At 44.3% G+C, this 24813-nt stretch carries 25 protein-coding genes; 18 read left to right on the top strand and 7 right to left on the bottom strand.

The genetic code is table 11. The annotated features are described in order from the left end of the window. Window positions 1–108: 108 nt before the first annotated feature. The 8 genes from ACKVDP_RS01610 to lpdA all read left to right on the top strand — a co-directional run bounded on the left by ACKVDP_RS01610 (window position 109) and on the right by lpdA (window position 8816). On the top strand, window positions 109–585 hold the full coding sequence (locus tag ACKVDP_RS01610) for an NUDIX domain-containing protein (RefSeq protein ID WP_409227042.1): 477 nt from the start codon (window positions 109–111) through the stop codon (window positions 583–585). Further along, the gene (locus tag ACKVDP_RS01605) at window positions 563–2524 is read left to right on the top strand and encodes a sigma-54-dependent Fis family transcriptional regulator (RefSeq protein WP_409227041.1); all 1962 of its coding nucleotides are present in this window, start codon (window positions 563–565) and stop codon (window positions 2522–2524) included. The genes ACKVDP_RS01610 and ACKVDP_RS01605 overlap by 23 nt, the downstream gene beginning before the upstream one ends. Window positions 2525–2731: 207 nt before the next feature. Beyond that, the gene (locus tag ACKVDP_RS01600) at window positions 2732–3088 is read left to right on the top strand and encodes a Lin0512 family protein (protein WP_409227040.1); all 357 of its coding nucleotides are present in this window, start codon (window positions 2732–2734) and stop codon (window positions 3086–3088) included. Between the two features lie 15 nt (window positions 3089–3103). Then, complete coding sequence (gene pdhA, locus ACKVDP_RS01595) at window positions 3104–4084, top strand: pyruvate dehydrogenase (acetyl-transferring) E1 component subunit alpha (RefSeq protein WP_409227039.1); 981 nt, start codon at window positions 3104–3106, stop codon at window positions 4082–4084. Continuing rightward, window positions 4085–5056, top strand: coding sequence for an alpha-ketoacid dehydrogenase subunit beta (locus ACKVDP_RS01590; RefSeq protein WP_409227038.1), 972 nt, complete (start codon window positions 4085–4087; stop codon window positions 5054–5056). Window positions 5057–5097: 41 nt separating this feature from the next. Further along, on the top strand, window positions 5098–6093 hold the full coding sequence (locus ACKVDP_RS01585) for an ATP-NAD kinase family protein (protein ID WP_409227037.1): 996 nt from the start codon (window positions 5098–5100) through the stop codon (window positions 6091–6093). Window positions 6094–6112: 19 nt separating this feature from the next. Next, a complete protein-coding gene (locus ACKVDP_RS01580; RefSeq protein WP_409227036.1) occupies window positions 6113–7417 on the top strand; it encodes a dihydrolipoamide acetyltransferase family protein in 1305 nt (434 codons plus the stop codon). 10 nt (window positions 7418–7427) lie between these two features. Then, the gene (gene lpdA, locus ACKVDP_RS01575) at window positions 7428–8816 is read left to right on the top strand and encodes a dihydrolipoyl dehydrogenase (RefSeq protein WP_409227035.1); all 1389 of its coding nucleotides are present in this window, start codon (window positions 7428–7430) and stop codon (window positions 8814–8816) included. Between the two features lie 361 nt (window positions 8817–9177). On the opposite strand, the gene ybaK is transcribed toward lpdA, so the two are convergent. Continuing rightward, window positions 9178–9657 (bottom strand): Cys-tRNA(Pro) deacylase, encoded by a 480-nt coding sequence (ybaK, locus tag ACKVDP_RS01570; protein ID WP_409227034.1) that lies wholly within the window; start codon window positions 9655–9657, stop codon window positions 9178–9180. 77 nt (window positions 9658–9734) lie between these two features. Between ybaK and abc-f the strand changes: the two genes are divergently transcribed. Next, on the top strand, window positions 9735–11630 hold the full coding sequence (abc-f, locus tag ACKVDP_RS01565) for a ribosomal protection-like ABC-F family protein (RefSeq protein WP_409227033.1): 1896 nt from the start codon (window positions 9735–9737) through the stop codon (window positions 11628–11630). 3 nt (window positions 11631–11633) lie between these two features. Then, complete coding sequence (locus ACKVDP_RS01560) at window positions 11634–12407, top strand: enoyl-CoA hydratase/isomerase family protein (protein WP_409227032.1); 774 nt, start codon at window positions 11634–11636, stop codon at window positions 12405–12407. A gap of 7 nt (window positions 12408–12414) precedes the next feature. Here the strand turns inward: ACKVDP_RS01560 and ACKVDP_RS01555 are convergent, their stop codons facing one another. After that, window positions 12415–12930 (bottom strand): cob(I)yrinic acid a,c-diamide adenosyltransferase, encoded by a 516-nt coding sequence (locus tag ACKVDP_RS01555; RefSeq protein WP_409227031.1) that lies wholly within the window; start codon window positions 12928–12930, stop codon window positions 12415–12417. A 125-nt stretch (window positions 12931–13055) separates the two neighbouring features. On the opposite strand from ACKVDP_RS01555, the gene ACKVDP_RS01550 reads away from it, so the two are divergent. After that, window positions 13056–13544, top strand: a complete 489-nt coding sequence (locus tag ACKVDP_RS01550) for a COG2426 family protein (RefSeq protein WP_409227030.1) — start codon at window positions 13056–13058, stop codon at window positions 13542–13544. 50 nt (window positions 13545–13594) lie between these two features. On the opposite strand, the gene ACKVDP_RS01545 is transcribed toward ACKVDP_RS01550, so the two are convergent. The 5 genes from ACKVDP_RS01545 to ACKVDP_RS01525 all read right to left on the bottom strand — a co-directional run bounded on the left by ACKVDP_RS01545 (window position 13595) and on the right by ACKVDP_RS01525 (window position 15419). Beyond that, entirely contained in the window at window positions 13595–13771 is a 177-nt protein-coding gene (locus ACKVDP_RS01545; RefSeq protein WP_409227029.1) for a twin-arginine translocase TatA/TatE family subunit, read from the bottom strand. Beyond that, complete coding sequence (locus tag ACKVDP_RS01540) at window positions 13771–14424, bottom strand: C-GCAxxG-C-C family (seleno)protein (RefSeq protein WP_409227028.1); 654 nt, start codon at window positions 14422–14424, stop codon at window positions 13771–13773. The genes ACKVDP_RS01545 and ACKVDP_RS01540 overlap by 1 nt, the downstream gene beginning before the upstream one ends. A 168-nt stretch (window positions 14425–14592) precedes the next feature. After that, on the bottom strand, window positions 14593–14769 hold the full coding sequence (locus ACKVDP_RS01535) for a twin-arginine translocase TatA/TatE family subunit (RefSeq protein WP_409227027.1): 177 nt from the start codon (window positions 14767–14769) through the stop codon (window positions 14593–14595). Continuing rightward, window positions 14769–15185 (bottom strand): C-GCAxxG-C-C family (seleno)protein, encoded by a 417-nt coding sequence (locus ACKVDP_RS01530; protein WP_409227184.1) that lies wholly within the window; start codon window positions 15183–15185, stop codon window positions 14769–14771. The genes ACKVDP_RS01535 and ACKVDP_RS01530 overlap by 1 nt, the downstream gene beginning before the upstream one ends. A gap of 3 nt (window positions 15186–15188) precedes the next feature. Continuing rightward, entirely contained in the window at window positions 15189–15419 is a 231-nt protein-coding gene (locus tag ACKVDP_RS01525; protein WP_409227026.1) for a hypothetical protein, read from the bottom strand. A gap of 404 nt (window positions 15420–15823) precedes the next feature. Between ACKVDP_RS01525 and ppdK the strand changes: the two genes are divergently transcribed. The 7 genes from ppdK to ACKVDP_RS01490 all read left to right on the top strand — a co-directional run bounded on the left by ppdK (window position 15824) and on the right by ACKVDP_RS01490 (window position 24732). Beyond that, the gene (ppdK, locus tag ACKVDP_RS01520; RefSeq protein ID WP_409227025.1) at window positions 15824–18469 is read left to right on the top strand and encodes a pyruvate, phosphate dikinase; all 2646 of its coding nucleotides are present in this window, start codon (window positions 15824–15826) and stop codon (window positions 18467–18469) included. A gap of 121 nt (window positions 18470–18590) precedes the next feature. Further along, window positions 18591–19778, top strand: a complete 1188-nt coding sequence (locus ACKVDP_RS01515) for a pyridoxal phosphate-dependent aminotransferase (RefSeq protein ID WP_409227024.1) — start codon at window positions 18591–18593, stop codon at window positions 19776–19778. 115 nt (window positions 19779–19893) lie between these two features. After that, window positions 19894–21435, top strand: coding sequence for a sensor domain-containing diguanylate cyclase (locus tag ACKVDP_RS01510; RefSeq protein WP_409227023.1), 1542 nt, complete (start codon window positions 19894–19896; stop codon window positions 21433–21435). A 17-nt stretch (window positions 21436–21452) separates the two neighbouring features. Beyond that, a complete protein-coding gene (locus ACKVDP_RS01505) occupies window positions 21453–22655 on the top strand; it encodes a M20 metallopeptidase family protein (protein ID WP_409227022.1) in 1203 nt (400 codons plus the stop codon). 69 nt (window positions 22656–22724) lie between these two features. Then, window positions 22725–23120, top strand: a complete 396-nt coding sequence (locus tag ACKVDP_RS01500; protein ID WP_409227021.1) for a zinc ribbon domain-containing protein — start codon at window positions 22725–22727, stop codon at window positions 23118–23120. A gap of 69 nt (window positions 23121–23189) precedes the next feature. Continuing rightward, complete coding sequence (proC, locus tag ACKVDP_RS01495) at window positions 23190–23996, top strand: pyrroline-5-carboxylate reductase (RefSeq protein ID WP_409227020.1); 807 nt, start codon at window positions 23190–23192, stop codon at window positions 23994–23996. A gap of 13 nt (window positions 23997–24009) precedes the next feature. After that, a complete protein-coding gene (locus tag ACKVDP_RS01490) occupies window positions 24010–24732 on the top strand; it encodes a LiaF transmembrane domain-containing protein (protein WP_409227019.1) in 723 nt (240 codons plus the stop codon). The last annotated feature ends 81 nt before the right edge of the window (window positions 24733–24813 follow it).

Below are 24813 nucleotides of genomic sequence, written 5' to 3'. Positions count from 1 at the left end.
GCCCTGTTTTTCCAGGGCTGATTTTGTGTTTTATCGCTTTTTTCCTGTATCGATATTATGTATTGATGCATTGAAAAAGGGGTATATGTTAGGGGAGGAGGGGTGGATATGCTTAAGTTCAGAAATATAGTTACAGCATTCCTGATGTGGAATGACCAGGTATTATTGCTGCAACGAAGTCAGGATAAGGAAATTGCTCCGGGCGTTTGGTTTGGAGTTGGTGGGCATATGGAGCCAGAGGAAATAAATGATCCCTACAGAGCTGCATACAGGGAGATATTTGAGGAAACAGGTCTTGATAACTCAAAGATAAAGAAACTGGACCTGAAATACATTATCTACAACAGAGCTGACGATTATGAAATAGTAGTAAATCACATTTTTTTTGGAGATGTATCGGCACCCTATGTGGTCCCAAATCACGAAGGAGTGCTGCATTGGCTAAAAATGGACGAAGCCCTTGAAAGGGTGTCACATCCTGTTGCATTGAAGGTATTGAACCACTATGCCAGGGACCGCAGAAACGATATGCTGCTTGGAGTTGTTGACTGGGAAGAACCATATGTTTGGTGGTATCCCATTTAGGGAGGTTGATGGAATGACAAGGGACTTTCTCGAGGAAGTAAGAGCCCACTGGGAGAACTACATAAATTATGGGGAAATCTCTGAGGATGTTTCTCCAATGATAATAAGTTCCTGGAGGCGATGCAGGGAAGCCGGAGTGGATCCCTATGGCGGGACTGGAAGAAGGCTTGATGTGGATGAATTCAATCAAATCATGCAGGCCAACAAGGAGCTTATTGAAGTTGCCAAGCCTATAATGGAAAACTTGAACAGCCTTGTTCTGGGGACAGGGTTTGTTCTTGTGCTCACAGACAGAAATGGTATAATTCTTCACGTCATAGGGGAAAAAAGCGTTGAGGATAAAGCAAGGAGCCTAAACTTCTGTCCTGGCTCCAGCTGGGTTGAAAATGAGGTTGGGACAAATGCAATCGGGACATGTCTTGTTGTGAAAGAGCCAATACAAACAATAGGAGCAGAGCATTTCTGCATTGAGCACCACTCATGGACCTGCTCGGCAGCTCCTGTCATAGGAGATGATGGAGAGATCATAGGAGTATTGGACATGTCAGGCTATTGCCTCAGTGCCCACAAGCACACCCTTGGGATCGTGGTGGCGGCAGCCTACTCCATTCAAAACCAGCTGTCCCTTAAAAAATCCTTTGCAATACTTGATACCACAATTGAATCAATGTCCGATGGAATGATGATAGTGGACGAGAACTTCAGCATACAGAGGATAAACAAGGCGGGAGACAGGATACTGGGAATAAGGGACAGCGAACTGAACGACATTGATATAAGAGAAATCCTCGGGGAACATATATTCAGGGAAAGTGATGCCTTTACAAAAAGAGTTGATTGGGACTTCACTGTTCAGAAAAAGAAAATCCCCTGTAACGTAAAGATAGCCCCCATAGAGATTGAGAGGGGAAAAAGGGGAATGGCAATTCTTTTCAGGGAAATGAAGGATGTCCACCAGACGGTTAACGTGGTGTCTGGAAACAAGGCCATATACACCTTTGACAATATTCTTACACAAAATCCCAAAATGATCAGAGCCATAAGGGAGGCGCAGAAATTTGCAAAAACTAGAGGCTGCGTACTTCTGGAAGGTGAAAGCGGCACTGGCAAGGAGCTGTTTGCCCACGCAATACACAACCACAGCAGCAGGAGGGAGGGCCCCTTTGTGGCCATCAACTGTGCATCCCTACCCAAAGACCTGGTTGAAAGCGAGCTGTTCGGTTACGAAAAGGGTGCCTTTACTGGGGCTGTAAGGGAGGGCAAAATCGGCAAGTTCGAGCTTGCCAACGGAGGAACCCTGTTCCTGGATGAAATAGGAGAGCTTCCCTTGGACCTTCAGGCAAAGCTTTTAAGGGTCCTGGATGATTTTACAGTTACTAGGGTTGGAGGAAAGACGTCCAAAAAATTGGATGTTAGAATGATTGTTGCAACCAACAGAGACCTCTTTGAGGAAACAAGAAGGAAGACCTTCAGGGAGGACCTTTACTACAGGTTAAATGTCTTCAACGTCAAGATTCCACCCTTGAGGGAAAGGGGAGCAGATGCGGAAATCCTTGCAGAGTATTTTGTCCAACAGCTTAATCTGGCACACAGATCAGACAAGAAGATGTCAGCAGGATTCCTTAGGAGCATCCAAGGGCTTGATTGGAAGGGAAATGTACGTGAGCTTGAAAATACTATTCACCGAGCCTACCATCTCTGCGACGGAAATGCCATTGGTGAAGAGCTGCTTCCAGAGGATTTAAATGCTTATGGGGTCGTGGAGGACAGTTATGGAAGTCTCTCCATAAAGGACCAGGAAAGGGATATCATTGAAAAGGCTCTGAAAAAGGCAAACGGACACGTAATCCATGCAGGCGATATGATAGGTCTCAGTAAGTCAGCCATGTATAGAAAACTAAAGGAACATAGAATAAATCCAAAAGCTTACAAGGCTTAACAAAGAATTCCCACAATCGGGAAAAAATATTCCCGATTGTGGGAATTCTTTGTTTGGATGGAAATTTCCAAACCTTGAAGGATACTGAGCATCACAATAAAACGATAAAGTGAATTGGCACAATATTTGCAATATATAATGGTGATGTGCAAAATCACCACAGAAGGGAGGGAGTGTTTAGAAGTTCCATTATTGGAGGTGATAAAGATGAATCGTTATATCATCGAGTTTGGAATGGGTGTTGATTTTCATGGGCAGGACGTTACCAGGGCAGCAGAAAAAGCGGTTTTGGATGCAGTATCCAGAAGCTGCCTGTGTGGCCTTGAGGAGGTCATGGGAATAAACGACCTCAATGAGGGAGTCGGAGTAAAGGTTACAATTGCAGTTACAAGACCCGAGGAGGTTGACATTGAAAGGATTAAAAAATGTCTGCCTGTGGGAAAGAAGACCGTTCAAACAGTTGAAGGTGGAATGAAGGTAGCAGGCCTTTTCATTCCAGACTTCGGGGACAAGGACAGTAGCATTGAAGCAGCATTGGCGTGCGTGGAAGTAGAGATACTCTAACAAGGAGGGATTTTCTTGGATCTGACTAATGAAAAAATAGTTGAAATGTACAAGGTTATGAAGCGAATCAGGGAATTTGAAACAAATGCAAGCAGATTGTTTGCTGAAGGAAGCATTCCTGGCTTTGTTCACCTTTATCTCGGTGAGGAGGCAGTGGCAACAGGCGTATGTTCAAGTATGAATGAGGATGACTATATAACAAGCACCCATAGGGGACACGGACATATAATTGCAAAGGGCGGAGATACAAAGTACATGATGGCAGAGCTTTTCGGGAAGGAAACCGGATATTGCAAGGGCAAGGGTGGATCAATGCATATTGCCGATGCAACAAAGGGTATTCTTGGAGCCAATGGAATCGTTGGAGCAGGTCATAATATTGCAGTTGGAGCAGGACTGAGCGCAAAACAAAAGGATTCAGGACAGGTTGTTGCTTGCTTCTTTGGAGATGGATCCACAAATCAAGGTACCTTCCATGAGTCAATAAACCTTGCAAGCATCTGGAAGCTGCCGGTTGTATTTGTTTGTGAAAACAACCTTTACGGAATTTCAATGTCCCAGGCTAGACACCAGGCTATACAGGATGTTGCAGATAGAGCTGTTGCATACAACATCCCAGGTATCGTAGTTGACGGGAATGATATATTCGCAGTATATGAGGCTGCAACTGAAGCAGTTGCAAGGGCAAGAAGCGGTCAGGGTCCAACCCTTATTGAATGCAAGACCTACAGGCACAAAGGTCACTTCGAAGGAGACCCAACAACCTACAGACCATCGGATGAGGTTCAGGAATGGATGGCCAAGGATCCTATACCTAGAGCAGTTGCTTACTTAATGGATAATGAAATAATCACAGAGGAAGAGCTGAAGAAGATTGATGATGAAATAGTCAAGGAAATAGAGGAAGCCATTAAATTTGCAGAGGATAGCCCTGTGCCTTCTTTAGAGTCCATTGTTCAGGATATTTATACTGATATCGTAGAGGAGGTAAGATAGATGAAAACCATGAGTATGATGGAAGCCATCAGAGAGGCTATGAACAAGCGAATGAGAGAGGATAAGAATGTTCTGCTATTCGGCGAGGACGTGGGAGCGTTTGGAGGCTGCTTTGGAGTATCCGCAGGGATGTATGACGAGTTTGGACCTGAAAGGGTAAGGGATACCCCCATATCTGAGGGTGCGATAATAGGAACTGCAGTGGGTGCAGCAGCAACTGGCCTGAGACCCATTGCAGAGCTTATGTTCATTGACTTTGCAACAGTTGGTGCAGACCAGCTGGTAAATCAGGCAGCAAAGATGAGATATATGTTCGGTGGAAAGATTAATCTGCCAATGGTAGTGAGACTGCCACTGGGTGCTGGTATAAGCGCAGCGGCTCAGCACTCCCAGTCCCTGGAAGCATGGTTTGCCCATGTGCCAGGCTTAAAGGTTGTATATCCATCAACCCCTGCAGATGCCTATGGCCTGTTGCTCCAGTCAATAGACGATGAGAATCCTGTAATCTTCCTTGAGCATAAGGTGCTCTACGGTGCAAGCGGCGAGGTTGATGAGAACATGGCACCAATTAAGTTTGGAGTAGGGGATGTAAAGAGGGAAGGTAGTGATGTGACTATAGTTGCAACAGGAAAGATGGTCCACGAGGCTCTTGCAGCTGCTGAGAAACTATCAGCAGAGGGCATAGAGGCTGAAGTCTTCGATCCAAGGACTCTGTTCCCCTTTGACAAGGAAGGTCTTTTGAAATCACTTGAGAAGACAAACAAGGTTGTAATAGCTACAGAGGAGAACAAGAGGGGAAGCTTTGCAGGAGAAATAGCTGCAATAATAGCTGAGGAAGGCTTTGACTATCTGGATGCGCCTGTACTGAGGGTATGTGCAATGAATACGCCGGTTCCATTTTCACCGGTTCTTGAGCAGTATTATGTACCAAGTGCAGATGATATAGTGACAGCTGTCAAGAAGATGTTCTAGATGGGGGCAACAATTGTTGCCTCCCCCCAAGGGGTGATAAGATGAGTACAATAGGTATTATTGCTAATCCTGCATCGGGAAAGGACATCAGACGGCTTGTCTCCCATGCAACTGTTGTTGATAACAATGAAAAGGTGAACATAGTCAAGAGGATTATTCTGGCTGCCCAGGGAGCCGGTGTTACAGGTGTGTTAGTAATGCCTGATACATTTTTGATAGGATACAAGGCCGCTGAGGACCTTATGGGTTCAAAGGAGCTGCATATTCCTGTTGAGATACTGGACATGAGGGTCAGAGGAAGTGTGGAAGACACAATACTTGCTGCAAAGCTTATGGAGGAGAAGGTGGTAAGGTGTATCATAGCCTTGGGAGGAGATGGAACCAGCAGGGCTGTAGCCAAGTCAATCACCTGCACTCCTTTAATAAGCATTTCAACCGGGACGAATAATGTCTATCCAGAGATGCTTGAAGGTACCGTTGTTGGAATCGCTGCAGCTGCAATTTCAACTAAGGTATGCGACATGGGGGAAACCTGCAGAAGAGATAAGAGAATAGAGATTTACAAGGATGGAAAGATGGTGGATATTGCACTGGTGGATTGCGTAATTTCAAAGCAGAAATATATTGGTTCCCGGGCAATATGGAATCCAGCTGACATTCAAAGGGTTATTGTGTCAAGGGCAAACCCTGCCTCCATTGGATTTTCAACCATTGTGGGAGTCAAGAAAATAGTGAGGGAAGAGGATGATTTTGGTGCATCCATCAATGTGAATACCGGTCATAACGAGCTGGTTGCACCTATCGCAGCTGGAACCATGAAGGAAATAAGGGTGGATGAGCCGATAGTACATCCTTTGGAGGAAATGTTTTCAATGACCATGGACTACAAGGGCATCATGGCCCTTGATGGTGAAAGGGAGCTTCCCTTTAAGAAGGGTGACACCTTCCAGTTTAAGATAACAAGAGATGGGCCCTACCGGGTCAACATAAAAAGAACTATCGAATCTGCACAGATGAATGGATTTTTTAACCGGTGACACCGGAGGAGGAGGTAAAATGGCAAAGAAGATAGTGATGCCCAAGCTGGGTCTGACAATGAAAGAGGGTAAGCTTGCCAAGTGGTACAAGGCAGAGGGAGACCCAATCAAGTCTGGGGAAAAATTGTTCAGCATAGAAACTGACAAGATAACAAATGATGCTGAGGCAACGGACGATGGAGTACTTAGGAAGATAATCGTAAAGGAAGGACAGACGGTTCCTATAATGGAAGCTGTTGGGATCATTGGTGGCGCGGATGAGGACATATCTGCATTACTGACTGAAACGGCTGGTACCGAAAGTACAAAGGTGGAGGACAAGGCTCCTGAGGTTGAAAAGGAACCGGAAGTGGAGAAAAAGATTGAAAGGACAGGCAAGGTGAGGATTTCTCCTGTGGCCAGAAAGCTTGCTGAGGAGGAGGGCTTGGACCTTGAGATGGTAGAGGGAACAGGACCTGGTGGTAGAATTGTTCTGGATGATGTAAAAAGCGCAATTGAGAACAAGGGCAAGTTCAAGGCGAGCCCGACAGCTGAAAAGGTTGCAAAGGAAAAAGGTGTTGATGTTGCTGGCATATCCGGTGAAAAGCGTATTATGAAGGATGATGTTGTCCGTGCAGACAAGGATTCCCAGTATGCATCCATGGCTCAGCCTGAAGATAGAAGAATCCCACTGACCACCATGAGAAAGATTATTGGTGAAAGGATGAGTGAAAGCGCTCAAACAGCACCAACGGTTAATTTCACAATATCCGTGGATATGACAAACCTAAAGGCATTACGTGAGGAACTGAAAAGTGAACGAAGCATAACCTATACGGATCTCATTGTAAAGGTTACATCCTTGCTTCTTTTGGAGCATCCTTACCTTAATTGCTCCCTGGATGGGGATGAAATCATAATGAGAAATTATGTGAATATGGGAGTGGCAGTTGCACTGGAGGATGGACTTTTGGTTCCAGTGGTAAAGAACGCCCATGTGAAGAAACTTGGAGTAATATCAGATGAGATCAAGGACCTGTCCTATAGGGCGAAAACAAATCAGCTTATGACCGATGAGATAGAGGGTGGAACCTTCACCATCACAAACATCGGAATGTTTGGGATAGAGAGCTTTACTCCCATTATAAATCAGCCGGAATCAGCGATCCTTGGAGTAAATGCCATCATAGATACTCCGGTGTTTGCTGGAGGCTGTGTGTGTACAAGGCCTATCATGAAGCTGTCCCTTACTGCTGACCATAGAACAGTTGACGGTGCAGTTGCAGCCATGTTCCTGGCAAGGCTCAAGGAAATGCTGGAGCATCCACTGAAAATACTGCTTTAGGGGGGATATCATGAAGATTGCAATAATCGGAGGAGGCCCGGGAGGCTATGTGGCTGCTGTTAAGGCTGCTCAGCTTGGAGCCCAGGTTGTCCTTGTTGAAAAGGAATATATTGGAGGTACATGCCTTAATACAGGCTGTATTTCAACAAAGGTTCTTCTCCATTCAACAGATATCTTTCATCTTCTGAAAACCGATGCAGGATCCCTGGGATTGGAAATGGAGAACCTGAAGATAAATTGGAAAGACCTTCAAATCAGAAAAGACCTTGTGGCAACACAGCTTGTGGAAGGGGTTAAAAACCTTCTCAGGTCTGGAAATATTGAGGTTGTTGAAGGAAGTGCAAGATTTGCATCAAGAAGCAGCCTGCAGGTTGACCTTGCAGGTGGTGGAAGCAAACGGGTATCCTTTGACAGGGCCATTGTGGCCACTGGATCAAAGCCAATAGTTATTCCCGTTCCAGGTCATGACCTGGAGGGAGTTGTTACCAGCAGGGAAGCCATGAGTCTTGAGGAGATACCTAAAAGCCTCTGTATTATAGGCGGTGGTGTAATTGGTGTTGAGTTTGCCAACATATACTCAAACCTGGGCACAGAGGTAACAATAGTTGAGATGCTGCCTGACCTGGTGTCAAACATGGACAGTGAAATAGTTGAAAGTCTAGAGGGTGCATTGGCTGAAAACGGAGTAAAAATCCATAAATCAACCAAGGTGCTCAAGATAGAAAAGGCTGATGCAGGACTTATGGTATCGGCTGAAAACCATGGGGAAGCCATCGGGATTAAGGCGGAGAAGGTGCTTATGGCAACGGGAAGAAAGCCTGCCGGTGATGATTTGGGGCTTGAGGATATTGGCGTCAATGTAGAAAGAGGGGCCATTCAGGTTGACAGGTTGTTTAAGACAGATGTGGACAACATCTATGCTATAGGCGACTGCACCGGAGGAGTCCAGCTTGCTCATGTGGCCTCTGCATCAGGGTTGATGGTGGCGGAGCTCATAATGGGAAAAAGAATGGCAATGGATTTCAGGACCATACCATATGCAGTATACACAAAGCCTGAGCTTGCAGCTGTGGGAATGACCGAGAAGGAAGCCGTGGGAAAAGGCTACAGGATAAAAGTAGGCAGATTCCCAATGTATGGAAATGGCAAAGCGGTCATCACTGGAGATGTTAGAGGGCTTGTGAAGATTGTGGCTGATGAGGGGACTGGAGAGGTCCTGGGGGTTCATATAGCAGGGAGCAGTGCCACGGAGCTAATAGCTGCCGCAGCAGTTGCGATAAGGCTGGAGGCAACTGTGGATGAGCTTTTAACGACAATATATGCTCACCCGACGGTGGGAGAGTCAATACACGAAGCCGCTGAATCGGTTTTCGGAAGGGCTATCCATCTGCCAGGATAGATAATAATTCTCAATTCTCAATTCACATTTCACAGTTTACAAGATTTAATTTGAGATTAGCCAGAACATAGAAGTATTAATGTTCTGGTTTTTTCATTGCGAGTTGCATTCACCCAACAATAGGATTATCCAAACTCTAAGATTTTGATAAATTTAATTGATAAGGTAGGATTTTTTAATTTTGAATCGTGAATTTTGAATCGTGAATTGTAAGTTCATGTTATAATAAACTCAAAAGTAAATTTGGGGGGTAATCATATGAACAATTTCAATAAGGGACCAGACCCAAGATTTAGATTGGTTGTAATTTTCGCCGCACTTGGGGTGATATTCCTCCTGGCATCAATAATTGTGGGATATTTCAGCTAGTCTTGATCAGATCAGCAATATTGTAGTCAAGAATCTCAGGGAGGTCCATAACCTTTAGCTGCAGCTGAAGACCTACCTTTCCAGCATTGAAGGTAATACGGTCCAAAAGGATGATTGTTTCATCAAAAATCGTAGGATAATTCTTTTTCATTCCCAGAGGAGAGCAACCGCCCTTTACATAGCCTGTTACAGGAAGGAGCTCCTTTAGGGGCAGCATGTGCATGGATTTTTCACCACTGGCCTTGGCAGCCTTTTTAAGGTCCAGCTCGCCTGAAACCGGAATTACGAATACATAAATCTCTCCGCTTTTTCCAATTGTTACAAGGGTTTTGAATATCTCATCCTCTGACAGGCCAAGCTTTTTTGCAACGGATTTTCCATCAACATTATCGTCCTCAGTCTCATAGGGGATCAATGCATATTCAATGCCAGCATTGTCACATAGCCTAGCGGCGTTTGTTTTATCAGACATAACAATCAACTCCTTTAGTATATAATAATACAAAACATTAAAATCAGCAAAGACAAGATAGATTGGAGGCGATGCGGATGATACAGTGCAGTGTATCAAAGCTTAAGAAATACTATGGAGCCGAAATGGTTTTTGAAAACATATCCTTTGATCTGCAATCAGGTGAAAGGGTTGGCTTGATTGGACAAAATGGCTGTGGGAAAACCACTCTTATGAAAATTCTAATGGGCGAGGAGAATTATCAGGAGGGAACCCTTACATTGGGAAAGGGGGTTACCCTTGGCTATCTTCATCAGATTTTCAGCTGTCAGGAGGGAACCACCGTAAGGGAGGTTCTGGAACAGGCCTTTGAGGATATATGGGATATAAAGAAGCAGCTCCGTGATGTGGAGGTTGCAATGAAGGAACAATCGGGAAGCCAGCTGGAGAAATCAATGGCCAGGTATTCATCCCTGATTGAAAAATATGAGCTCTATGGAGGGTATGATGTTGAGGTAAACATGGATAAGGTCAGGCAGGGATTGAGAATACCTCAGGATTTTATGAACAAGCCCTTTGAACAGCTTAGCGGTGGAGAAGGGACCAGGGTCCTCTTGGCCAGGCTCCTCCTGCAGGAGCCGGATGTGATGCTTCTGGATGAGCCGACAAATCACCTGGATATGGATTCAATAGAGTGGCTGGAGGAGTTCCTGATTCAATATAGGGGAACTGTATTGATGGTTTCCCATGACAGGGTTTTTCTTGATAGGGTTGTGAACAGGGTGATCGAGCTGGAACCCACAAGAGCCAGCATTTATAATGGAAACTACTCATATTACGTGGAAGAAAAGGAAAGGCGCTTCCAGATTGAATACAGGGAATACATGAACAATCAACGGAAAATTGACATGATGGAAAGGCAGATTGAACGGTACCGAATATGGGGCGCAATGAGGGACAGCGAAAAGATGTACAAGCGGGCAAAGGAGCTTGAAAAGAGGCTGGACAAGCTTGAGGTTGTTGATAGGCCTCAGGAGGAAAAGAGAAAAATCCGTCTGGATGGTTCAGGTGTCCAAAGAACTGGGAAAATAGTCCTGGATGTGGAGGATCTTTCAAAAGCCTTCCCTGGGAAAAGGCTATTCAGGGATATTACATTTACCTTATATTATCAGGACAGACTTTGCATAATGGGTGCAAATGGGACTGGAAAAAGCACCCTGCTCAATATTATCCTTGGGAAGGATTTGCAGGATGATGGAAACATAAGATACGGTTCAAAGGTTAAAATCGGGTATCTTCCCCAGAATATAACCTTCCCCAATGAGGACATGACAATACTTGAGCACTTCACACGAACCCATGGAATCACCGAGCAGGAGGCCAGGAACGAGCTTGCTAGGCTTCTGTTCTTTGGTGACGATGTCTTCAGGAAGATCAGGGTTCTATCGGGAGGTGAGAAGTCAAGACTGAAGCTATGCTCTCTTCTATATACGAGAATCAATCTGCTGATTCTTGACGAGCCCACCAATCATCTGGATATTGACACAAGGGAGGTACTTGAAAACACCCTGCTGGACTTTGAAGGGACAATACTGTTTGTTTCCCATGACAGATATTTCGTTGAAAGGGTTTCAACCAAGATCATTGTGCTTGAGGAGGGGTACCAGATATACCCCTTTGGCTACAATGACTATATGGAAAAGCGGGAAAAGAGAAAGCTCCTTGAAAAGCAAAAGGATCCTTCGGAAAACAAAATGGCTGAGCGAAAGAAAAAGCCCGCCAGAAGACCAGACCACACACAGAAGCTGGATAGGCTTGAAATGGAAATCAGGGACAAGGAGGGGCAGCTGGAGGAATTGACAAGGCTGATGGAGGAATACAACAATAATCCAGAGGAGCTAATGGAGCTTTATCGGAAAAAGGAAGAGATGGAGAAGGAAATAATCAAGGTTATGGAAGAATGGGAAAGCCTGCAGGAGGCCCAAAGGAGGTAAATGATGGATTATACCACTGTAATTACAGCAGTTGAGGAAATGATCGGAACCATTACACTTAACAGACCAGAAGCCAACAATACTTTCAACATTCCCATGGCGGAGGAGTTGAACAGTGCCTTAAGGGAAATGGACGAAAATGATGAGGTCAATGTTGTTGTAATAAATGCAAATGGAAGAAACTTCTGTACGGGAATAGATGTAAACTACGTGGATGGCAAGGACATGGACCAGTATCTCCAATGGGTACGGCTTATGGAGCAGATGAACATGACCATCGCCAGGATGAAGAAGCCTGTGGTTGCATCTGTTCACAAGATAGCAGTGGCAAATGGAATTGGTCTTGTGGCAGCCTGTGACCTGGCAATTGCTGCAGACAATGCCCTGTTTGGAGCTACGGCGATAAATGTCGGATTGTTTTGCATGGGTCCTGCAGTTCCACTGTATAAAAGTCTTGGTAGAAAAAGAACACTTGAATTGATAATGACAGGAGACCTTATAGGAGCTGAGGAAGCACTTGGGATAGGACTTGTGAACAGGGTTGTCAAGGCCGAGGATCTGGAGGAGGAAACCAGGAAATATGCGGCTAAGCTTGCAGCTAAAAGTCCCCTGGCTATGCAGCTGGGTAAAAGCTCATTCTATCAGATGGAGGACATGAGGTTTGAGGATGCACTTGAACTTACAAACTATCATTTTGCAACCCTATGCACCACCGAAGAAGGGCAGGAGGGAGTGAGGGCATTCCTGGAAAAAAGGAAGCCCAACTTTAAGAAATAGTAGCATTTCAGCAATCAAAACCCTTTCTGGAAAGTACACCCTTTGTGTAGTAATGCTTGATTTCCTGCATATCCGTGACAAGGTCGGCCATTTGGATCAGCTTATTGGAAGCATACCGGCCCGTCAGGACAACCTCTACATTGGGATGCTTACCTGAAACCACTTCAATTACATGGTCTTCATCCAGAAGTCCCAGATATATTGCAATTATAACCTCATCCAGGATTACCAGATCATATTGGTTGCTTTTTAGGATCCCTGAGCATTTGTGGAGGGATTCCTTTGCTTTTTCGATGTCCTCCTGGCTTGGCTTGGAATAGATGTAGCAGCCATTGCCAAGCTGTTCTATCACTATGTTCTTCAGGTAATCTGAAATCCCTGTTTCGCTGTATTTCATGTCCTTTACAAACTGACCGATATAGACCTTTTTATCAGCCAGTGCAGCCCTTACGGCCAGGCCAAAGGCTGCGGTTGTCTTACCCTTGCCGTTTCCAGTGTAAATGTTAATGAATCCTTTTTCCATTTTCAAACCTCCCCCTGATGCCTTTTAGGTACCTATACCCTCTATTTTAGAATTTCTAAAGGTTTGACAGTGAATTATTTGTTGGTTATACTGAACAAGATAAAATATGATGACAGGGTGAGAGAATGGAAGCAATAGTTAAAAATCTTATAGAATTCCTATCCATTGAGCTGACGGTTATGCTGACGGCTGCAATGCCCATAATAGAGCTTAGAGGGGCAATACCGGTGGGGATATCCCTGGGACTTAGTCCGCTGCATGCCACAATAATAAGCTTTATTGGAAGCATGATACCGGTGCCATTTATTCTGTTTACAATAAGGCCAATCTTCAACCATCTGAAGAAGACAAAGACCTTCAGAAAGCTGGTGAACCATCTTACTGACAGGTCCATAAACAACAATGGTCACAGAATCCAGAAATACGGTGCATGGGCACTGGTTGTAATAGTTGCGATTCCCTTGCCTGGAACTGGTGTCTGGAGCGGAAGCCTTGCTGCAGCCCTTCTGGACATGAGATTCAAGTGGGCATTTCCAGCAATTCTTGTGGGAAACCTTATTGCCGCAGCAATAATTGTAAGCATCAGCAAGGGATTTATGAATATCATGGCATGAAAAAAGGAGCTGCTATCTTTAAAATTGATATGCAGCTCCTGATTTTTTTCTTAACCCTTTGCCTCTTCATTTGCTGAAAATTCCTCAGTCACCTTGTTAGCCTGTGACTTGAACTCTCCAAGGGCCTTTCCAAGGGATTTCCCAATTTCCGGCAGCTTAGAGGGTCCAAATATAACAAGAGCGATTGCAAGAATAAGAATCAGCTCAGGTGCACCTAGTCTACCCATTATGCCAACGTCTCGTTAAGAAGCTCTACCATTTTCTTGGCTACGTCAGCTGTAGTACCAGCACATCTGCTCTTTCTTTCAGGATCTCCATAAGCAACTCCTGATGCCTCCATGAAGTTACCTACTGAGTCCTCACAAAGTGTTGATTCTGCAACAGTTGTTGGAAGATTAAGCCCCTCTGGCTGGTACATTGGGAATTCAGCTTCCTTGTACCATTTTGAAAGATCTGCAAGCAATTTCTTTGAAGTGTCTGCATCACATACTGTACCTATACATGCCGCTGCAACTCCTATACATCCACAAAGGCTTGCCTGTCCGTATCCGCTTGCTGCAGAAACGAATGCCATTGGTGGAATGTGGTCATATGGATATCCAACTACGTCTGCCATTTCGCCGAAGAACCCTTCAGCAACGCCAACGCCTCAGCCACCCATTTCTTTATAGCCCTTGAAAGCTCTTGCCTCTACTTTAGCTGGGTCAAGCTTCTTGTATGGAAATGGCCATTCTGGAGCAGTAGTTGTATCTGCTGCTGCCTCTGGTGCTGCACATCCAGTTAGTAATCCTCCAAGACCTCCTGTCACTGCAACTCCTGCTACAGTAACACCTACGCCCTTCATAAAGTCCTTACGTGAAATTTGTTTGTTTTCTGACATTATGTATCCTCCCTTAGATAAATTGAAATGTATGTATCTAACACTGATAAGATTTTAACATATGATATTAAAGATGGCAACCTATAATGTAAAAAAAATAACGAAATTTATAAAAAAAAAAATAATAATGGGAGGATGGTCCCATATCCATCCTCCCATTATTAAAGCTTATGCTTCCTTTTTATCCTCTGTTGAAAACTCCTCTGTAACCTTGTTGGCCTGTGACTTGAACTCTCCAAGTGCCCTTCCCAGGGATTTCCCTATTTCAGGCAGCTTTGCAGGCCCAAATATAACCAATGCTATTGCGAGAATGAGTATAAGCTCAGGCGCGCCCAGTCTACCCATTATGCAAGCTCCGCATTAAGCATTTCTACAATCTTGCCTGTAACATCAGCTGCAGTACCTGCACATCTTGCCTTTCTTTCAGTTGAGCCGTATTCAAATCCCGTAGCCTCCATGAACTCTCCTACTGATACGTCGCACATTACTGATCCTGCAACTGTAGTCTGAAGGTCATGCTCTGGCTGGTACATTGGAAATTCAGCATTCTTGTACCACTTTGAAATCTCTGCAAGCAATTTCTTTGAAGTGTCTGCATCGCATACTGATCCAATACATGCCGCTGCAACACCTACTGTACCGCAAAGACTAGCCTGTCCGTATCCGCCTGCTGCAGTTATGAAAGCCTGAGGTGGGATGTGGTCGAATGGATATCCAACCTTTTCTGCCAATTCACCGAAGAACCCTTCGGAAACTGCAATACCTCAGCCACCCTTTTCGAAATATGCATTGTAGGCTCTCTCTCTTACTGCATCAGCATCAAGCTTCTGATAGGGTAGTGGCCACTCTGGAGCAGTAGTGGTGTCTGCTGCTGCCTCTGGTGCCGCACAGCCTGTTAGCAGTCCACCAAGTCCTCCAGTTACTGCAACCCCAGCTACAGTAACACCAACGCCCTTCATAAAGTCCTTACGGGAAATCTGTTTGTTCTCTGCCATTATGTAACCTCCTTGAAATATGTATTATGTAACAAATTACTCAACGGGTTTATTTTACCACTATGTTAAACACATATCAAGAGGTATCAATGCAAATACAAATCGCGAAATGGCTAAAAATGGACACTGGATAAAGTTTGGGACAAAAGTCCTAAACATATGTCAATAAGTGTGTCTGAGAAATAACAAACAAACCACCGTGAACTAACGCACAAATTCGGTACTGGAAGCTATAATTATGGGCTTTGTGGGTAAATATCCTAAAATGCAGGATATTTAGTATATACTAAAAAATAATGTGACATACTATATAATCCTGTGCTATAATCATCCATATTGGTAATTTTAAATTTAGGGATCAATGCTGTATTGAGACTGTCTTAGAAAAACAAGGGGGGAATGACATGGGAAACAAGTATGTTTATAGTTTCAGTGAAGGTTCAAAGGAAATGAAGAATTTGTTGGGTGGCAAGGGATCAAACCTTGCGGAGATGACAAATATAGGATTGCCGGTACCTCCAGGCTTCACCATATCTACGGACGCCTGTACCAGGTTTTATGAAGAGGGAGAAAAGCTGTGGCCTGAACTTATTGAGGAAATTCACAGCCATCTGGAGGAAGTTGAAAAGACTCTGGGCAAGAGATTCTCTGACGAAAGCAACCCACTGCTGGTATCGGTAAGGTCAGGGGCGGTATTTTCAATGCCGGGGATGATGGATACAATCCTAAACCTTGGACTTAATGACAAGTCTGTTGTAGGCTTGATAAATTCAACGGGGAACGAGAGATTCGCATATGACAGCTACAGAAGATTCATCCAGATGTTCTCTGACATAGCAATGGGGATACCCAAGAGAAGGTTTGACTCTGAAATGGAAGCTCTGAAGCACAAAAAGGGGGTTGAGCTGGACACTGAACTGGATGCGGAGGACCTTAAGGGACTTGTGGAGAGTTTCAAGAAAATCTACAAGGAGGAGAAGGGACAACCATTCCCACAAGATCCAATAGATCAGCTTCAATTGGCAATAGAAGCGGTATTTTCATCCTGGAATAACCCAAGAGCTGTAATATATAGGAGGCTTCACGACATTCCATCGAATCTTGGAACTGCTGTAAACGTACAATCAATGGTATATGGAAATATGGGAGACACTTCAGGAACGGGAGTTGCATTTACAAGAAACCCAGCCAATGGAGAAAACAAGATATACGGAGAATTTTTGATGAATGCTCAGGGTGAGGATGTTGTAGCAGGTATAAGAACACCTAAGGCCATATCTGAGCTTGAGGATATTATGCCTGAGGTATTTGAGGAATTTGCCAAGGTTACAGAAATACTGGAAAGCCACTACAAGGACATGCAGGATATTGAGTTTACAATAGAAAAAGGTAAGCTTTTCATGCTTCAGACCAGAACTGGAAAGAGAACTGCACATGCGGCAATCAATGTTGCGGTGGATCTTGTTAAGGATGGAATCATAACAAAGGAAGAGGCTATACTTAGAATCGAGCCAAACCAGCTTAATCAGCTGCTACATCCAACCTTTGACCAAAAGGCTCTTGGTGAGGCCACTGTTATTGCCAAGGGACTTCCTGCATCCCCAGGTGCAGCATCAGGCAAGGTGTACTTCCATGCCAAGGATGTGGTGGAAGCAAAGGCCAGGGGGGAGAAGACCCTTCTTGTAAGACAGGAGACATCACCTGAGGATATTGAAGGAATGGTAGGTGCTGAGGGAATTCTCACTGCAAGAGGTGGAATGACATCCCATGCGGCTGTTGTGGCAAGGGGCATGGGCAAGTGCTGCGTTGCAGGCTGCAGTGAAATAAGAGTGGATGAGGAGTCAAAGGTCATCAAGGCAGGAGAACTGACACTTCATGAAGGAGACTACCTGTCACTGGACGGTACCACAGGTACGGTTTACACAGGAGAAATAGCAAAGGTCCAGCCTGAGCTTTCTGGTCAATTCGGTGAGTTCATGTCATGGGTTGATGAAGTGAGAAGAATGAAGGTAAGAACAAATGCAGACACCCCAAGGGATGCTGCAGCGGCCGTGAAATTCGGAGCTGAAGGGATTGGACTTTGCAGAACGGAGCATATGTTCTTTGATGAGGATAGAATTCCTGCTGTTAGAAGAATGATAGTTTCCAACAATGAGAGCCAGAGACAAAAGGCATTGGATGTGCTTCTTCCACTGCAAAGAAAGGATTTCTATGAGATATATCAGGTAATGGAATGGAGACCTGTAACCATAAGACTATTGGATCCACCACTACATGAGTTCCTGCCAAGCAAGAAGGAGGACATTGAAAGCCTTGCGGAATCAATGAACATATCCTTCGAAGACCTTAAGGATACCATCAACGATCTTGCAGAGGTAAATCCAATGATGGGTCATAGAGGGTGCAGGCTTGCAGTAACCTATCCGGAAATTGCCAAGATGCAAACCAGAGCGATTATAGAGGCGGCCTTGGACTACAAGGTAAAGGATGGAATGGAGATCGTACCTGAAATTATGATTCCGCTTATTGGGGATGCCAAGGAGCTTGCCTATGTTAAAAAGCAGGTGCTGGAGGAGATAGAGGCTGTTTTCACTGAGAGAAATGACTCAATCAAGTACCTGATAGGAACAATGATTGAGATTCCGAGAGCGGCCATAACTGCTGATGAGATTGCCGAGGAAGCTGAATTCTTCAGCTTCGGTACAAATGACCTTACCCAGATGGGATTTGGATTCTCAAGGGATGATTCTGGAAAATTCCTCAATGAATATGTTGAGAAGGGAATATTCGACAAGAGTCCATTTGAGGTGATTGACCAGAAGGGTATCGGCAAGATGATGGAAATAGCCGTGGAGCTTGGAAGAAAGACCAGAGAAAACATTAAGCTGGGGATATGTGGAGAGCATGGAGGAGAACCAAGTTCAGTAGAATTCTGCCATAGAATAGGATTGGATTATGTTTCCTGTTCACCATTCAGGGTTCCCATAGCAAGACTTGCGGCAGCACAGGCGGTACTGAAGGAAAAAATGAGCATTCATATGGACAAGTAAGATTTTGGGCTCCGGTTATCCGGAGCCCTTTTGCCTAGGAAGGAATATTTTCATTTTCCATTGGCGGTGCAAACGTTTACCTGGTATAATGAAGGTATAAAGAGCGGAGGAGGAAAAGCTAATGATATCAAAGGAGATGTATGAGCTGGGTTCAAAAAGGTCGGCCATAAGGGAGCTGTTTGAATACGGAAAAAAGCAGGCTGAAATAGTTGGAAGTGAAAATGTATTTGATTTCAGCATCGGAAACCCGACAGTACCGGCACCTGAATGTGTAAAGGAAGCAATAATTGAGTTGCTTCAAACTTCCAAATCATCTGAAATTCATGGATATACCTCGGCACAGGGGGATGTCCATGTAAGGAAAGGACTTGCTGAGCAGATGAACAGTACATATAACACCAGCCTTGGGGCTGATAACTTTTATATGACATGTGGTGCTGCAGCCTCCCTTACAATTACTTTAAAGGCTCTGGTTTCAGATTCAGAGGATGAAGTTATCATAATAGCACCCTATTTTCCGGAGTACAAGGTATTCATAAGAAATGCTGGTGCAAGGATTGTAGAGGTGCCTGCAGATACAAAGACCTTCCAGATTGATTTGGAAAAGCTTGAGGAAGCAATCACACCAAAAACCAAGGCGGTAATAATAAACACACCAAATAATCCCTCAGGGGTGGTTTATTCAAGAGAGACAATCAGGTCCATTTCAGAGCTTTTAAAAAGCAAGTCTGAGGAGTATGGCAGCACTGTATATCTGATATCGGATGAACCCTACAGAGAAATCGTGTACGATGGAGTAGAGGTGCCATTTGTCCCAAATTACTATGACAATACGATTGTTTGTTACTCCTACAGCAAGTCCTTGTCTCTTCCAGGTGAGAGAATAGGGTATATAATGGTTCCGGACAGCCTTGTAAATGCAAAGGAGGTTTACGCTGCAGTGAATGGGGCAGGCCGTTCTCTTGGATATGTATGTGCTCCAAGCATGTTCCAGAAGGTCATTCTGAAATGTATGGGAAAGACATCGGATATTGACCTTTATGATGCCAACAGAAAGCTCCTCTATGAAGGCTTGACCGAAATTGGATATAATTGCGTCAAGCCCGATGGAGCATTTTATCTATTTGTGGAGGCTCTGGAGGAGAATTCAAGGAACTTCGCAGAAGAGGCTAAAAAGCTTAACCTTTTAATTGTGCCGGCTGATGATTTTGGATGCCCGGGATATGTGAGAATTTCATATTGTGTGGATCCTCAAATGATAAAGAGATCCTTCGGAGCCTTCGAGAAGCTCTATAATTTGTATGGATAGGAAGATGACCCCGGTTGACCGGGGTTTGTTTTTTTCTCTTATTCACTTTTAGGGTGCAAAGTGTCGCAGAATTTGATATAATTACTGACATAACTCAATTAATAGGAGGTATGCCATGTTTAATAGGATTTTACATAGATACAAAGACCTGGACCAGGTACGTAAACGGTACCTGGGTTTTGGTGCTGGCCTTTTTCTGGTTTTTGCAATTATTGTGGCGGGAATATTCACAGAAAGAATAAACAGCTTGGGTGAAACCTACGCTGAGTATACCAGAAATGAGATTATCAACATCAAGAAAGACTTCCTTAAGGATACAGTTGCAAATACTATCCAGGCCGTAGATAAAATAAGAAGCAGACAGGAAGGGATTCTTGAGACCAAGCTGGACCGTATTGTCGGTTATTTCCAAGCATATCCAGACCTTGAACTAGATGATATGGTCAGATACTTCTCACAGCCTGATAATAGCCATCTGCTGGATATAGTCATAGAGGATGCTTCCGGGAATATTGTTTTCTCAAGCCCCGAAGGCCTGCCTTTCTCGATACAGATCAAGGAAGAGGAAATCATCGAGTTCAGCAGGGAGCTTCAATACGGACGGTATATAATATCCTTGTTTGTCCTAAGGGATACCGTAAAAGGTCAGATTGAGCTGGAACTTAGGGAGAAGGTCTACAGGGAGATTTATTTCCAGGAGGCCTACCTGTGGGTAAATGAGATTTTGGATTACAATGGAGGAGATAAGTACGCCAAAAGGCTGATCCATCCAAATCTCAAGGAAACGGAGGGAACTCTCCTTTCAACAAGCACGGAGGACATAGCAGGGAATCTTCCCTACCTGGAAGAGCTCGAGGGTATCAGGGAGGACGGAGAGGTTTTCTTCACATATAACTTCAAGAAGCTTGAATCTGATGAGATAGGTGAGAAATTATCCTATGCCAGACTTTACCAAGACTATGACTGGATTATTGCAATGGGAATTTACTACGATACAATAGATGCATACTATGAAAGTGCAAGAGAGGCCAGCGAGAGAGAGGTAAGGAAGTCAATGGTGGTTCTGCTTGGGTCTGGACTGGTGATCTTAGCAATTGGAATGGTCTGGTTCCTTATACTTGAGGAAAGATATTTCAGGATGTCAAACATGGAGCTGAAGGAAGAGCTGGCTACGGACGAATTGACATCTGCAAAAAGCAGACGTGCAGGTATGCAGAGGCTAAAGGAGAGATTCAACAGGTTCAGCAGCGGTGGAGGAGAATGTGCAATTTTGTTGATGGATCTTGATGACTTCAAGCATATCAACGATACCTATGGACATGATGCAGGAGACAGGGTTCTTGTTGAAGTGGTCAATAGCATCAGGGACTCAATACGGGAGACCGATACCATTTACAGATGGGGCGGTGAGGAGTTTGTCATTCTGTTGGATGGAATGAACCCCGATTCAATCCAGACGGTAATATCAAAGGTTCTTGAAGCAGTAAAAAGCGTTGAAATTGAACTTGAACATGCAAAAGTAAGTGTAACAACATCCATCGGTGCAACATTTTTCAGGGAAGGTGACAAGAGCTTTGAGGATGGCTTGAAAAGAGCTGACCTGGCTTTGTATGAATCGAAGAAGGGTGGTAAGGGAATCGGTACAATCAGATTATAGACAAGGGAGATGTAATTATGACAGATTCAATGAAAGTAATGGAAATGGCAGAAAGACTTCAGGAAAAACTTGTCCAGAACAGGAGGCATCTTCATAGCAATCCTGAGCTTTTTATGGAGCTGCCAATGACGGTCAAGTTTGTTCAGGAAAAGCTGGCGGAATTGGGAATAGAGTCCCAGAATGTAGGTGGCGGAGTTGTTGCCAATATTGGAGATCCTGGAAAAGGAAAGACAATACTCCTTAGAGCTGACATGGATGCACTTCCCATTGAGGAAGAAACGGGACTTCCATTTTCAGCCCGGGGAAAGGCTATGCATGCATGTGGACATGACGTTCATACCAGTCTTTTGCTTGGAGCGGCAGAAATACTAAAATCAATGGAGAACGAAATACCAGGCAATGTAAAGTTAATGTTTCAGCCTGGTGAAGAGGTCCTCTCAGGAGCAAAGGCAATGGTAGAGGAAGGGGTTCTTGAAAATCCGGAGGTCCAAGGAGCCATGATGATTCATGTTTTTTCAGGTTTGGATGTTGAGCCTGGGAAAGTACTGGTTCCAAAAGAGGGTGCAGCTTCTATGGCACCCGATGAATTCCATATAAACATTCAAGGGAAAGGCGGCCATGGAGCCATGCCACACACTGCGGTGGATCCCTTGAACATTGCAGCCCACACCCATATAGCCCTGCAGGAAATGATCAGTCGTGAAATCAAACCTGGAGAAAAGGCTCTTTGCGTTATTGGACACATGTCTGGAGGGGATGCGGGCAATGTTGTTCCCGACAAGGCCAAGATAATTGGAGTCATTAGGACTATGAATCCTGAAACAAGGGAATTTTTAAAGGACAGGTTGGTCCAGATAAGCAAGGGTGTTGCCTCAACCTTCAGAGGGGAGGCGGATGTTCAGTACACAATCCAATGCCCGTCGGTTATCAACGACCCTGATATGAGACAAAATGGAATTGACTATGCAAAAGAACTGTTTGGCGGGGAAAATGTCCTTCCTCTTGATGGATACATGGATGATGGGATGCTAAGCGGATCTGAGGATTTTTCTTTTGTCAGTGAAAAAGTGCCATCCTTTATGACCATTATGTCAATGGGCAGTGCGAAAGATGGATATACCTATTCGCATCACCATCCAAAGACTGACTTTGACGAGACGATGTTTTATCGAGGAGCGGCCTACTATGCGTATTACGCAATAAGATGGCTTCAGGGATAATTGGATCCTAGGTATTTGTTATCCAGTATGGTATAATCTATCCTGAGATGAATTTGAAGGGGAGAGATTATGAGAAATTGGCTGCAGAAGTTTATGAGGGGAAGGTACGGGGTTGACCAGCTTTCCAACCTTATGGTTACAATAGGTGTGATACTTATCCTGGCGAGTATACTTACCGGATATTCCATACTGAACACCGCTGGCTTGATTGTCATTGGACTGAGCTATTTCAGGATTTTCTCAAGAGATATCAACAGGAGATACATGGAGAATCAGAAGTTCCTGAAATCCTACCAGCCCATTAAGAACAAGCTATTCAAGCTTAAAAACAGGACAAAGAATTCAAAGGATTATAAATATTTCAAATGCCCAAATTGCGGGCAGGAGTTGAGGGTTCCAAGGAAGAAGGGAAGAGTCAATATAAAGTGTCCAAAATGCAAGACTTCCTTTGTTAGAAGGACTTAAAAAGAAACTGAAAGGTTTCTTTTTTTTTGCGTATTAATGTGTTATATTGTTATCAGGAGGGATGCTTTAATGGATAAAACCATAGGATTTATTGGATCGGGTAATATGGGACAGGCGATGATAAATGGATTGCTTAAATCAGGCATCGTTGGAAACGAAAATGTAATTGCTTCTGCAAAAACTGAAGACACAATAAAGAAAGTAAGTGAGAGGTACGGAATAAAGGTCTACAGTGATAATAATGAGCTGGCAAAAAGGTCAGATTATTTGATTCTTTCAGTCAAACCCCACAAGCATCTGGAGGTAATGGAAGATATCAAGGACAATCTGAAGAAGGGGATTGTCGTAATAACCGTAGGGGCGGGAATAACCCTGGAGTTTCTTAAGCGAAACCTTCCAGAGGGAACAAGATATGTGAAGGCAATGCCAAACACGCCTGCCATGGTTGGAGAGGGAATGACTGCAATTGCAGTTGACCAGGATTTTGGGAAAGAGGAAATGGAGGAGATACTCAGCATCTTCAGAACCTTTGGTAGGGCGGAGATAGTTGAGGAGGCTCAGATGGATGGAGTCACAGCCGTAGCGGGGTCTTCCCCAGCTTATGTATATATGCTCATAGAGGCGATGGCAGATGCTGCGGTGCTTCAAGGAATCCAGAGAAAGCAGGCGTATACCTTTGCGGCTCAGGCGGTTATGGGAGCAGCAAGGATGGTTCTTGAAACGGGAGTGCATCCGGGAGAACTGAAGGATAAGGTTTGCTCACCTGGAGGGACAACAATCGAGGCTGTAACAACCTTGGAGAAGGAAGGCTTCAGGTCTGCAGTGATGGAAGCAATGAGAAGCTGTGCGGATAAAAGTAGAAGCATGAGCAAGTGAGGAGAGGATTGATATGAGAGGTAGGTATCTGGTAGGTATATTGTTGATTCTTGTAGGCGCTGGATTTTTGATGGATCAGTTTGGAATGGTCTCATTTGGAAAACTTGTAAGCACATATTGGCCCAGCATACTTATTCTGGTAGGACTTTTGGGACTTCTGGACAGACATTCATCCACCTTTGGCAACCTTATTATACTTTCATTGGGAGTCATATTTCAGCTGAACAGACTGGATATGCTGGATGGGGATATTTTCAGGTATATTTTCCCGGTTATCCTGATATTTGTGGGATTGAACCTTTTGATTACAAAGGGAGGAAAAAAGGAGTACTATGAATATCACCGAGATACAAACCCAGATGAGGAAGGAACCAGGGAAAAGGGCGACTGGACGTTGAGCAGTGAGGATTTCATGGACCGTACGGTATTGATGTCTGGAGTTGACACCATTAACAGCTCCCAGAACTTCAAGGGCGCAAGATTGACAGCCATCATGGGAGGAATCAAGCTAGACCTGACCGGAGCAAATATGGCCGGGGACCATTGCCAAATAGAGGCAACGGCAATTGCTGGTGGAATTGATATAATTGTTCCAAGACATTGGAGGGTAGAAATGCGAGGGACCCCAATCATGGGAGGATATTCAAACAGAACCGGCGTTGTTGATGATCCATCAGCTCCTGTGTTGGTAATAAAGGGAGCGGCAATTATGGGTGGCGTGGAGATCAAGTGGTAAGGATAAAAAAAATTTCAAAAATCCATTGACAGTATTATAACCCTAGTGTACTATGTAACTAATACACCAGGGTTGTTAATT

The organism is Gudongella ferriphila (genome assembly GCF_046224405.1).
Taxonomy (GTDB): domain Bacteria; phylum Bacillota; class Clostridia; order Tissierellales; family Tissierellaceae; genus Gudongella.
The sequence above is the reverse complement of the archived record's forward strand: the minus strand, read 5'-3'. Positions and strand labels throughout refer to the sequence as shown.